Source organism: Pontibacter rugosus (assembly GCF_042678745.1).
Classification (GTDB): domain Bacteria; phylum Bacteroidota; class Bacteroidia; order Cytophagales; family Hymenobacteraceae; genus Pontibacter; species Pontibacter rugosus.
This window is the reverse complement of record NZ_JBHTLD010000156.1, coordinates 1-12428: the sequence shown is the minus strand read 5'-3', so window position 1 is coordinate 12428 and position 12428 is coordinate 1. Positions and strand designations below refer to the sequence as shown.

The following is a 12428-nucleotide window of genomic DNA, read 5'->3' as shown; positions in this document are numbered from 1 at the left end:
CTATAAGTTAAGAATAACTATAGTATAACACGTTGTTATAGTAGCATAGATAAGGGAAAATAGAGACAAAGTTGCAAGCTTAAATGGAGAATATAGTATGATAAAGGTTATTGTAACAGAAGATCATATCATTTTACGGCAAGGGTTAAGGCTATTACTGGAGAAGAATGATGAAATAGAGGTGATAGGAGAGGCGAGTAATGGTAAAGAGTTGCTTGAAATGCTGGAGCGGTCTTCTGTTGATATCGTGCTGATGGACATCAACATGCCTGTGATGGACGGCTTTGAGGCAACCAAAAAGGTGCGGGAACAGTTTCCGGATGTGAAGGTAATTGCCTTGTCGATGCTTGATATGATACCTTATGTTCAGAAAATGCTGGACTGTGGAGCATCCGGCTACCTACTGAAAACAACAGGTAAAGATGAACTGCATGCGGCTATAAAACTTGTGGCAAGTGGCAATAGCTACATCTGTGGTAGTATAGCGATGAAGATGCTTAACAAACCGATGAACGCAGATGAGCAGCAAGGAGAAAAACTAGGAGAGCAGATAGGCCTGTCTAAACGAGAGCTGGAAGTGCTGGCGCTTATAGCCGAAGGTTTCACCAACGCAGAAATCGCCGATAAACTGTTTAACAGTAAGCGAACCGTTGAAACGCACCGGCAAAATATTCTTGAAAAAACGCAGGCAAAAAACACAGCTAACCTTATCAAGTATGCTTATGAACATAAGCTGATTGCACTTGATAACCCTGAATAAGCAGGAGGTAGAGAGTAATTTAAACTGTGGCACCTTTTACCTTTTTTTTAGGGTTGGTACTGCAATTAGTTTTGTAGTATAGTGTACTGTAGTGTCAAGCTGATACCTCATTTAGAAGGAGGCTTTAAAATAAGCTGTGTTAAAGGTAATACTCCTAATCCTTTGACACAGTTTATTTTAAAGCCTCTTATACTTTACACCTGATTTCAAAACAACTTCCTTTGCCTTGTGTAGCATCTATTTTCATCTCTCCCTTCAGTAACTCCACGCGAGTTTGTATGCTGTTTAAGCCAATGCCTTTAATAGTATTCAGCTCCTCCTTTGCTATACCTATACCATTGTCTTTCACGCGTAACAGCACGTTACTGTCCTTGCAGATCAGGTCTACAGATGCCTTAGTGGCCTCAGAATGCTTTACCACATTGTTAAGCAACTCCTGAATAATCCGGTACAGCGACAAAGCAGTAGTGTGCTCCACAGGGTTTTCGAACCCTCTTATATTGGCAGAGATAGAAAGCTGTGGACTGCTGAAGCGGGAAATAATTTCCTCTACAGCAGTGGCAAGCCCAAACTCCTTCAGAACAGAAGGAGTAAGTTCAAAAGAGATATCGCGGGATATTTTAATGCCCTGCGTTAATAGCTGGTCCACGTTTTCTTTTAACTTCTTCTGGTCAGTGCCATTTACTGTAATATTATCGACGTTGAGCTTTGCTGCATACAGAATTTGTCCTAAGCCGTTATGCAGCGCTTCTGAAATACGGCTCCGTTCTGCCTCCTGTGTATCCATAATAGCATTCAGTATTTCAAGTTGCTGCGAAAGCCGCAACTTAATGTTTGTCTCTTCTGCGTCCTTTTGATCCTGTATATCGGTAGCCGTACCAATCCACATGGTTATTTCGCCGTCTTTATTATAAATCGGCACATCTTTAATCAGATGCCACCTATACTGGTTTTTACTTTTGTGAAAAATTCGTGCCTGAGCATTATAAACCTCTCCTTTTTGCAGCGAGGTTTTATAATCAGTAAGTATCCTGTCTGTATCATCAGGATGAAAAGCCTTTATCCATCCCCAGCCTACGGATTCTTCTTTGGTGAAACCTGTATATTCATACCAGCGCCCGTTAAAAGAGCTGTTTTCTCCGGTAGGAGTGTTGGTCCAGGTAATATTCGGGATTGCTTCCAGCAGGGTGCGGAATTGCTCGGCATTGGCCTTTATTTCCTCTTGCTGCTGATTTAGTGTCTGTTCGTACTGTTTGCGTTCCGTAATATCATGTAAGGTAAGCACCAGACCATCATCAAACTTAACGGCCACAATATGCAGCCAAAGCTCTCTGTTGTTATAAGACTGCTGAACTTCTACATTAAGTGCACTGCCTGTCTCCACCACGCGCACAAGGCGCTCAAACATTCCGCTATTCAGTAGCTGAGGATACTCGCTCCAAAGCTTTTTGCCAATCAGTTTGCCTTCAGGGTGGCCAAACAGCTCCTGCGCTTTATAGTTGATGATGTTGAGCGAGAAGTCAGAGATGGCATGTTGTTTATTTCGAACAGACTTCAATGCAACAATAGCGTTAGGCGAGCTATCCAGAATGCCGGCATGTAATAAATGCAGGCTCTTCAGCTCATTTATCTGGATAAAAATAATGATGGCGCCATCAATTTTGCGCTCCTGCGTAATGTAAGGCAGCACACGCATTTGGTACCAAATACCCGCTTTGTCCTGTACCTGCTTCTCAATGATGTTGTTGCTCATGATTACATGGCGCACATCCTCAATCAGGTCATTGTAGCGCAGGTTGTTTGATATGTGGTAAATCGAGCGACCAATATCACTTTCTATCAGGTTAATTAAATGAGTAGCAGCAGGCGTATACTTCCTGATGATCAGTTTTCTGTCAACAAAAATCTGCCCGATGTCGGTGCTCCGGAAGTAATTATTCAAGTCATCATCAAGCTCCACCAATGCTTTTATTTTGTACTGATGCTCAGCATTGATCGTGTGCAGTTCTTCGTTTAGCGATTGTAGCTCTTCGTTGGTGCTTTGCAGCTCTTCGTTGGAAGACAGGAGCTCTTCGTTGGTGCTTTGCAGCTCTTCGTTGGCTGTTTCCAGCTCCTCGACTACGGCCTGCAAATCGTCTTTAGTATACTGCAGCTCTACTTCCAGCTCCTGCACACGGTGCTCGTAATGGTCCTCGGCAAAAGCAACTACCTGATCATTTTCAATAGGAATATGCGGTTGCTCTTCGGAGAGCAGCACAAGTACAAACTTCTGTGCTATTTTCTTTTCAGACAGGTAAGGCTTCACCACTATATTTATATAGCGCAGGTTGTTACCGTCACGCACTTGTATGCCTCTGGCGGTTAGCTTCTCCTTATCATGTATAGCTTTGCGTAACATGGTTCCGAGGCTAACGGCCAGGTCCTGTGGGATTAACTTGAGCAGGTTTATCGTGAAATTCTGCTCCGGTAGATCAAGGTAGTTCTTGAACTTGCCTGCACCATGCAGTACATCATAATTCTCATCGATGTATACAGCAGCATAGCCATACTCCTCTAGTATGGTTTCGTTGAGTAATTCGTTAAAGCTACGCTGTAACAATTGTTTTATAGATAAATCGTGCGTCAAGGTGGGAGCAGCCTGAACTGGTCCGCGCTTACTCAACCCTCTGTTAGAAAAATTATCCATAGAGCCACCGAGGGAGCGGGCAGATTCTCTGTTACGGAAAATCTTCCATTTTTTATTTACCTCCTCAAAGTTCCGAAGCTCACCTATACTTTCGCTGGAGCCCAGAAACATGTAACCACCTATCAACAACGCATAATGGAATTTATCAATTACCTTTTTCTGAAGTATAGGGTTCAGGTAAATAAGCATGTTCCTGCAGCTCACCAGGTCTATCCTGCTGAAAGGAGGATCGTTGGCCACGTTATGCGGGGCAAAAATAACCATGCGCCGCACACGCTGGCATACACGGTACTTCCCTTCTTCCTGCACAAAAAAGTCATCCAGCCTGTCTGCCGATACTTCAGAAACGCTGCTTTTTGAATATATGCCTTTGCCGGCAAATTCGAGGGCATCACGGTCTATATCGGAGGCAAATATTTTCACCTCCAACTCTTTCTTTGCCTTGTCCATGTGCTCCCTTACCAGAATGGCAATAGAGTAAGCTTCTTCGCCTGTAGAGCAGCCTGCTACCCAAATACGTAGTTGTTCATTGTTTTTTTTGCTGTCAACCAGGTTTGGAATCACCTTATCTGCCAGAACTTGGTAAGCCTCCTCGTCCCGAAAAAATTTTGTAACTCCTATCAGGAATTCTTTGCTGAGTGTTTCCACCTCATCTGGGTTTATGTTCAGGTAGTCCAGGTAGTCGATCAGCGTGGTCATATCTACAATGGCCATCCGCCTGCCAATGCGCCGGATAATGGTTGGCCGCTTATAGTTGCTGAAGTCAATGCCCGTGCGCTCATGCACCATATCCAGAATCTGAAAGAAGGATGCTTCTGTTTCGCTGTTTACCAGGTCTACCACATGGTTCGTGATCGGGTCTACCTTTACGTGGTTGAAAATCTCGTTGGGCATCAGCTCTGGGGGGAGCACGTAGTCGGCATGACCGGAGTTGATAGCACTGCGCGGCATACTATCAAATCGGGCAGAGGCTGGGTCCTGCACTAATACCATGCCTCCTGCTTTTTTGATAGCTTCTACGCCAAGTGTTCCGTCTGTGCCTGTTCCAGAAAGTATAATACCAATGGCATGCTTTTTTTTGTCAGCGGCTAAAGAGGCGAAAAAGGTATCTATTGTTCTGGAACGGACAACATTCGTCTTATCAGCCAGTTTCAGGTGGTTGTTTTGGATAGTGATTGCCTTGTTGTTAGGGATCACATACACTTTATTAGCCTCCACAAGCATGTTGTGTTCTGCTTCCTGTACCTTTAAAGTAGAGTACTGCGCCAACAACTCTGACAACATGCTGCGGTATTCCGAAGAAATGTGCTGCACAATAACGTATGCCACACTATCCTGTGGCATACCACTGAACAAAGTCTCCAGTGCTTGCAGGCCTCCGGCAGATGCTCCTATTCCTATTACGAACATATCTTGTTCGGCCTTTCTCCGGGCAACTGAGCCTGGCTTTTGGTCTTCATGCTGATTGTCTGTTTCTGCCATGCACAAATCCTGCTACGGGAGTATAACTACTTCTTTACGGTATTGCGAATTTACTACTTTTTAATGACTAAAATTTAGAGACTGCAGGTTAACCTGCTTCTGCATTAGAACAGGTATTTATACGTAGCTACGTTTAAAATACCGCCGCGAGAGCGATTTGTAGCAGATTTTACCTAAAATTTAACTATGGGCATAGGTGTGCGTAAACAATCCTGACTAGCTACTGACAGCATCAGATTAAATAAACATTTAAAACGATCCACATGGGCAATAGCCTTAAAGTTATAGTTATTGGAACCTCGGCAGGAGGCATGCAAGCACTGGTAACACTGCTTTCCAAACTTCCGGCAGATTTACCGGCAGCCATCTTTATTGTACAACACTTAAGCAGCGATTCTTCTGCGTCTTTCCTGGTAAAGCGTATGGGGGATAACACAAAGCTCTGCTGCAAAGTAGCAGAGCACAAAGCGAAGATTACAGCCGGTACGGTATACATGGCCCCGGCAGACCGCCATCTACTTTTAACCGAAGAGGAGATGCTGGTGGTGCGAGGCCCACGGGAAAACCAGTTCAGGCCCGCCATTGATCCGTTGTTCCGTTCTGCCGCAGCTTACTTTGGTGCAGGGGCAACAGGCGTGATACTAACAGGCTTTATGAGCGACGGCTTAGTTGGCGTGGAAGCCATCAGAAGGAGTGGGGGAGCTACTGTCGTGCAAAGCCCGGATGACGCTGAATTTCCGGCCTTGCCGCAAAATGTACTTCGGAAGGTAAATGTAGATTATGTGGTGAACTTAGATGAAATGGCAAATGTGCTTATTGAACTTGCCCACAGAGATATGAGTAGGTCTGTAACGGTGCCGACAGATATATGGCAGGAAGCGCAGATTACAGAACGTGTTATGAGCAACAGTGTTATGAGCAGTATAGAAGAACTACAGAAGATCGGGAACCACACATCGTATACTTGCCCGGAATGCGGTGGCGGTTTATGGGAATTATCGCAGCAAGGAACAGTGAAGCGCTTCAGGTGCCACACAGGCCATGCTTTCTCCCACGACTCCCTGTTACACAGCATGTCAAACTCCCTGGAAGAGACGCTTTGGGTAGCAATGCGCACCTTAGAGGAGCGACGAAATATTCTGCTACACATGTCGCAAAACGAAACTGATAAAGGAAACAGGCGCTGGGCAAGCGCTCAGGAAGAGCGCGCAGAGGAAATGAAAGTGCACATAGAAAGATTACGCGAGTTACTTGCAAAAGCAGCATTGTCTGAGGAAGATAAACTAGGGAAGTTGGGCTAGCTATTTAAAATCACCAGATCATTTAGCTGCTTTGCTGCAGCTGCCTAACCTGCACTGCCGCGTGACAGGCAAAATGTGGATATTAACTTTGGGATTTGAAGTATAAATACGGAGGCTTCTGCGGGTATACTGTAAATGCAGGTGATAAGGGCTTAAAGTAAACTCATTTGATGATTAGGAGCCAGTAGTATCCGTATAGATAATCAGAACAAACATTTCTCATAGAGTGCAACACAGGTTGTGTTGTTGGTTTGTCTTAAAGCAGGGAGTGGCCATACCTTTTTGGGTGCTAAGGTTGGCCCTCTATTTTGGTGGTAGTTTGCAGCTGCCTATGGGCAGGTTATGGATAGCTATACACCTTATTTCATACCTTCAGAAGTATAAAAATTCGGACATCAAACAGAAAACACGCCAGCAGTATTTGCTGGCGTGTTTTCTGTTTTGAGCTTGTTTAAATTCCGTTTTAAAAGCCAAAGCTGAATAGGAAAGGTTCTGGCAAGTGATTGTAGGGCTTCATAACAGTGTTATGGAGCGAAAGAAGCGTGAGACCGGGTTCAGTTACATGTTTTTGCAGCGCAAAAGATGAATTTTAAACATGCTATTATATACTATCGAGCCGATGCCCTGGATGGAAGCATTATTTACTATCGAGCCGATGCCCTGGATGGAAGCCAAGAAATACTGTGTCGCTTTAGTTGTGGTTTGCCAAACTTTTCGATGATTTTGCGTATCAGTAGCCTATGCAATTGCCAGGAGGAAATAGATAATGTATGTTTTTTGTTAATAATAGTTATTACTCAATTCGCTATAGTGAAGCACTAAGTATGGTTGAAATTATCTGGCACCAGCGGCTTGAGACGGACGAATTCAGGATCGGCTCTAATAAAGTGCTGGAAATAGTTCAACAGCAAGGGTCTGCTCATCTGCTTATAGATGCCAGAAAGTTAGGGCCCTTCAAAGCCGAAGACCAGGGATGGTTGAAAGAAGTGATTTTTCCGCAAATAACTAAGTTGAGCCTCATAAAGATTGCCCGCGTTATAGGTTCTGACTTATTTACACAAATCATACTGAGCAACCTAATGCACCATGTGCACTCGCAGCTACAGGTAGAGCTGGAAATGGAAACCTTTTATAGCCGTGAAGAAGCATTAGAGTGGTTATTTGAAGACTAAAGAAAGAGCGAAAGCCCTGCAGGGGGGACTACAGGGCTTTGCCTAATCTAAACACAAACAACCAACAAAATCTATTTTACTAATGTTAAAGGGGGACTCTATAGTCAAACAATTGAAAGAGGTTTATCTGAGAGGGAGTTACTGGCGGATTCATAATTATCAGTAATACCTACAAAGTAATCTCCAATAAATATACCTGCTCCATTACTTACAGCATCAGATCCAACATGATGAGAGATCATATTGCCATCGATTGTAGCATAGCCAGCTGGTTCATCTTCTGATGGAGGTACATTGTTATATACCACAGCAGGTAAACCTACCATTCCTAAGCAGGTCTCTACCAACGCTATAGTTGAAGAGTAGATGTTCGAATTCATGTGACGATGGGGGGTTTGGGTTCTAACACGTTACAAGTATAGCACTACCACCATCGAATAAACAGGAATATAAATTCAGAAAAGTAACATTGATAATATGCCTGTGTAGGTGTGATATATGGCTAAAAAACAGATAAAATGCTGTTTTGTAAAATATAGCATGAGCATCATTAAGTAACTTTAGCCGTCAAAGTAACATTTAATCAGTTAATTTTTGACCTAATTATTTTTGTGAAATAGTGGCTGCAGGTATAAATAGCCAAAACTGTCGTTGTTAATAAACCTCCTGGTAAGGCTACAAGCCACCATGCAGAACTATTTGAACGGATGTTGGAGATGGTACGCCCCCAGCTGACAAAGGTAGTTGGTAAGCCTATGTTCAGAAACGAGAGCGTAGACTCAAGGGCTAGTAAGCTACCAACACCAAATGTAAAGACAACCAAAACGGGGCCGAGTAAATTAGGTAGTGCATGCCGCCAGATGAGACGATGTGGAGCGATACCTATACTTCGGGCTGCTTCAAAGTAGGGCAGCTGTTTTATGCATAACATTTCAGCGCGTGCAAGGCGTGCTGATGAGGTCCAGACAGTAAAAATAAGCAGCAAGGAAAGCAACAACACAGAGGGTGGCATAAAAGAGGCCAGTACCAGTATCAGCACAAAACGTGGAATAGTATTGAGTGCCTCCATTAGCCGCACCACCATCCAGTTGAAGGGTAGGGGAATGCTTTTTTTCCAGTAGCTATACCTCGCTAAGCAAATGGCAAGTATGCCGATAGCTATAATCAAGACCACCAGAACAGCCAGCGAATTTATAGTATAAGTATAAGGTAAGCTGTATTGGGCGATTTGAATAGGAATGTAAACTCCATAGTACATAAGAATGCTAATCAAACACACCAGCAGAAGCAGCTGATACCGGTACAACTGCAAGGCTTTATCTCCAAAGTAACCTGCACTTATACCTATGCCTGTGCCAAGAATTGTGGCTATGGTCATTACAGGTATACTAATAAAGAAAGCGGATCGGGCGCCATACAACACATTGGAAAGTATGTCCCGTCCCAACCCGTCTGTTCCTAAAAAGTGACTTGTTTGGATAGACTTTGGCGTAAAAGGAGGTATGTAGCTATTACTAAAATCAAGGTAGTTGGGGGCATAAGGCAAGGGCAGCCATGGCAGCAGCAAAACAAGTATAAACAGCAGCAGTAAGTAAGCAGCGGCTAGTTTAAAGATCCGGTTACTTTGCCATAGCTGTATGAGGTGATGCCACAACTGCCTCATGCTGCTTGCTCTTTAACACGTGGATCAGCCCAGGCATATCCTATATCGGCCAAAGCATAGGCAAACATGCGCACGGTCAATATGATAAGCACAACTGCCAGTAAAACAGGGTAATCGCGTGCCACTACTGACTCAACCAGCAAACGGCCAATACCAGGAATGGCAAAAACTGTTTCGATGATAAAGGCGCCATCTACTAGTGCGGGTAAAAAGTCAGATACGATAGTAATTAAGGGGATAAGTGAATTACGGAAGGCGTGGCTACGAATAATGCGGTGCTCAGGCAATCCTTTCGCTTTAGCCGTTCGAATATAATCTGACCCTAACGTGGCCTGCAATGAAGTATAAATTTGATTTGCGATATAAGGTAAATTTACAAGAATCAGGCAAATCATGGGCAGTGCCATAAACTGAAACCATTGTGTTAGCTGCTGCCAAATCGTTAGCGTCTGAGGCATGTAATAGCCCATGCCATACATTGGAAAAAGCTGTAAAAAATCTGGGTTTGCGAAGAGCACCAGCAATAGCAAAGCTAGCACAAACAGCGGGATACTATCAAGTATAAACAAGGATGGCAGCGTAAGTCTGCGCAGCCAATGCATACGCCCTTTTACCATTTGTATACTTAATTCTAAACCCAGAACGATGGTAATAGCCATGCTGCACAACAGCAACCAAAACGTGTTGCCGATGGCCTCCCATATCATTTCCAGTACTGGCCGCCCTGTACGATAGGAGCTGCCAAACTCTCCTTTTAAGATGTCTGCAAGCCACTGGTGGTATTGGTTGTTCGTGCCGTGCCATTGCAACTGTGGCACCAGAAAGCTAGTAGAGGCGTTGTTTTCCAGTGTTTGTAGCTGCTGTTCAATGGCAGCTATAGGTTTGCTTGCAGAAGACCCGATTGCTTTTGTTGTTTTGTTTAAGGCCTGGCGCAGTTCCTTAATATTTGTGCTAGAGCGCAGGGTTTGTAGCTCCGGCCCTAGCTTTTGCTTTTCCTTTGGATCCAGTTGCGCATATAACTGATTTACGTGTGCATCATAAGCCGACACAGCAGGCCAGTTGCCATACAGAAATGTTAGGACTTCTAATTGCCTGCGTCTTGCCTCCGGAACAATTTGCTGCACAGTATCGGGCAAAGCAGCAGGGGAGATGCTAACGTAAAAAACGGGTTTATCTAGGCCAGCCCTCTGCTGAAACCGAAAATAAGCCTTACGCCTGCTGTTTTCATCGCTTGTGCTATAGTAGCTTGCTTCCCGTTGCAGAATACGCTCTTCGCCAAAGGAACCGGGTAACAACCTGCTTAATAAAAATAGCGTGGTGCCTAAAACAAATAAGGCTACCAAAGCTACCAAAAGCTTTTTGAGCAGGTGCAATAGCATTAATTACTTTCCTTCTTTAAGCGTGAAGGCGCTAACATCGTAGTTAGGCTTGAGTCCTGAAACTTTCAAGTTACCGAAGCGACGATGCACAGCCAGTCTGTCTTTTTGATAATACAGCGAGATGAATGCTGCCTCTTCATACAAAATTTCCTGTAAGCGTTTTAGCAGCTTCGCTTTTTCTGCTTCAGAAGACACGGTAGAATTTATCTGATCCAGTATCTGATCACTTTCCGGTGTTCCAAAGCCAGTATAATTTAAGCCACCTGAAACTGCATAGGCGCTGTGAAAGAGGGGCTTAAAGTTGAAAACAAACGGGTTACCAGAGAGTGAGCGAAAATAAAGGTCAAAATCATGCTGTTTCAGCTTCTCGCTCAGCAGGCTGTTTTCCATAGACTGTACGGTTACAGGAATGTTCAGCTTTGCGGCATTCTGCTGTAAAACAATCGCTGCGTTCTCGTAGCTTGTGTTGCCTGCACGGTAGTTCGCCTCTATCGTAAGCTGCTCTTTGCGGCCATTGATAGTCTTGTACCATCCGTTTTGTTCCTGCTGCCAACCAGCCTTTTTCAACAAAGCTGTTGCTTTATTAGCGCTGAAACGATAGGGCGTAAGGCTTGTGTTGTAAAACTGATCTACAGAAGGAGGAATAGGGCCAACTGTAGGAGTGGCGTAACCCTGCTGCGATACTTTTATTAAATTGTCTGCATCCAGCAGATAAGCTATAGCCTGGCGTGTGCGTTTATCTGAAAACTTTGGAAGCCGCGTGTTTAAACCAGCATAAATAAACTCATATGCATCAGGGGCATGCAAGGCATAATCCTGCAGAAAGCTCTTATCCTGCTTTAACTGGTTAAACTCGGCAGCAGGAATGTTCTCGAGCACATCCAGCTGCCGGTTCTTTAAGGCCAGCAGAGAAGTGGTAATATCGGGTATAACCTGAAAACTAATTCGCTCCGGAATGGCTGTCAGATGTTGTGTGTTAGATGTAGTATTCCCCCACCAGTCTTTTTTACGCACTAGTGTCAGGTATTGCCCGTTAGTCCAATTCTCTAAAGTATAGCCGGCACTACCCTGCAGCAATTTTGGTTCTCGCCCAAAAGTGGGGGAGTTAAATTTTACTGCAAATGCTTTTAGCTTCTCGTCGTTTTCCAGCTCAGAAAGGTCTGTGCTTAAATCAGCCACACGTAGGTGTAGCAAAAGATTCTCAGGATCATAAAGATATGCAGGCAGGATGAAATAATCACCTGTTAGCAGTTCCATTTCCGGAGCAAAACCAGCACAAACAAGCGTAAACTGTCTGTCGTTTTGCTCATCAACCCTGATGTCTTTGATAAACTCTACCTGAGGCTTCATGCTCTCGTTGTTGAGCAACGGAGCTTTTAAAACCTTTAGTGTAAACGTTACATCTCTGGCTGTTACAGGCGAGCCATTGCTCCATGTTGCCTCTTCCCTAATGGTATAGGTGAAAAGAGTTATGGAGTCCTGCTGCACAATACCAGGCATCTCTGCAGCCAAAAATGGCTTTATCTCATCGGTGCCCAGGTCAGCGCTTAGCAAGCTCTGAAACAGTAGATTTATTATTTGTAGAGCCGCCCCGTTATTATAGCTCACAGGGCTAAGATTATCAGGGTCAATTTCCAGTCGTACACGCACCTCCTCGGGCGCCCGCTCCGGCTGACTACAAAATGTAAAAAATAGAATGCAGCAAATAAATGCCAGACTAATTTTCCTCATGAATTGCCTTTTTAGCTAGAAGCTTTTAAGGGCAAGATAGGAAAAAAATTAGTTTCCGTCCTCTACGACTTTTCCAACCCATGTGCCGCTACCTCCATACATGTTCATAGATTGTACATCAGAGCTATTTTGGCTTTTAGCTGATGTTGTAGCTTCTGAACTTGCAGATGTGCTTACAAAAAGATTTAGGAGGATTGAGAAGAAAGTAACTATCATGGCTGTTTATGTTTAATTGTTTATGCAAAGGAAGATAT

8 protein-coding genes are annotated in these 12428 nt (G+C 44.1%); 3 read left to right on the top strand and 5 right to left on the bottom strand.

Going from position 1 to position 12428, the window contains the following annotated elements; all coding sequences use genetic code 11:
* The first annotated feature begins 97 nt into the window (after positions 1 to 97).
* A complete protein-coding gene (locus ACFQ2O_RS15360) occupies positions 98 to 760 on the top strand; it encodes a response regulator (protein WP_377529457.1) in 663 nt (220 codons plus the stop codon).
* A gap of 187 nt (positions 761 to 947) precedes the next feature.
* Here ACFQ2O_RS15360 and ACFQ2O_RS15355 read toward each other — a convergent pair whose 3' ends face one another.
* On the bottom strand, positions 948 to 4928 hold the full coding sequence (locus ACFQ2O_RS15355; protein ID WP_377529454.1) for a chemotaxis protein CheB: 3981 nt from the start codon (positions 4926 to 4928) through the stop codon (positions 948 to 950).
* Positions 4929 to 5191: 263 nt separating this feature from the next.
* Here ACFQ2O_RS15355 and ACFQ2O_RS15350 point away from each other — a divergent pair, with 263 nt between their 5' ends.
* Together ACFQ2O_RS15350 and ACFQ2O_RS15345 are read left to right on the top strand one after the other, a co-directional pair.
* Positions 5192 to 6229 carry a chemotaxis protein CheB gene (locus tag ACFQ2O_RS15350; protein ID WP_377529451.1) on the top strand — a complete coding sequence of 346 codons (1038 nt, stop codon included), beginning with the start codon at positions 5192 to 5194 and terminating at the stop codon, positions 6227 to 6229.
* Positions 6230 to 7053: 824 nt separating this feature from the next.
* Positions 7054 to 7401, top strand: a complete 348-nt coding sequence (locus tag ACFQ2O_RS15345) for a SpoIIAA family protein (RefSeq protein WP_377529447.1) — start codon at positions 7054 to 7056, stop codon at positions 7399 to 7401.
* 104 nt (positions 7402 to 7505) lie between these two features.
* Here the strand turns inward: ACFQ2O_RS15345 and ACFQ2O_RS15340 are convergent, their stop codons facing one another.
* The 4 genes from ACFQ2O_RS15340 to ACFQ2O_RS15325 all read right to left on the bottom strand — a co-directional run bounded on the left by ACFQ2O_RS15340 (position 7506) and on the right by ACFQ2O_RS15325 (position 12174).
* Positions 7506 to 7781 carry a hypothetical protein gene (locus tag ACFQ2O_RS15340; protein ID WP_377529444.1) on the bottom strand — a complete coding sequence of 92 codons (276 nt, stop codon included), beginning with the start codon at positions 7779 to 7781 and terminating at the stop codon, positions 7506 to 7508.
* A gap of 203 nt (positions 7782 to 7984) precedes the next feature.
* On the bottom strand, positions 7985 to 9064 hold the full coding sequence (locus ACFQ2O_RS15335) for an ABC transporter permease (protein ID WP_377529441.1): 1080 nt from the start codon (positions 9062 to 9064) through the stop codon (positions 7985 to 7987).
* Entirely contained in the window at positions 9061 to 10407 is a 1347-nt protein-coding gene (locus tag ACFQ2O_RS15330; RefSeq protein ID WP_377529438.1) for an ABC transporter permease, read from the bottom strand. Before ACFQ2O_RS15330 ends, ACFQ2O_RS15335 begins: the two co-directional genes overlap by 4 nt.
* 39 nt (positions 10408 to 10446) lie before the next feature.
* On the bottom strand, positions 10447 to 12174 hold the full coding sequence (locus ACFQ2O_RS15325) for an ABC transporter substrate-binding protein (protein WP_377529434.1): 1728 nt from the start codon (positions 12172 to 12174) through the stop codon (positions 10447 to 10449).
* Positions 12175 to 12428: the final 254 nt, after the last annotated feature.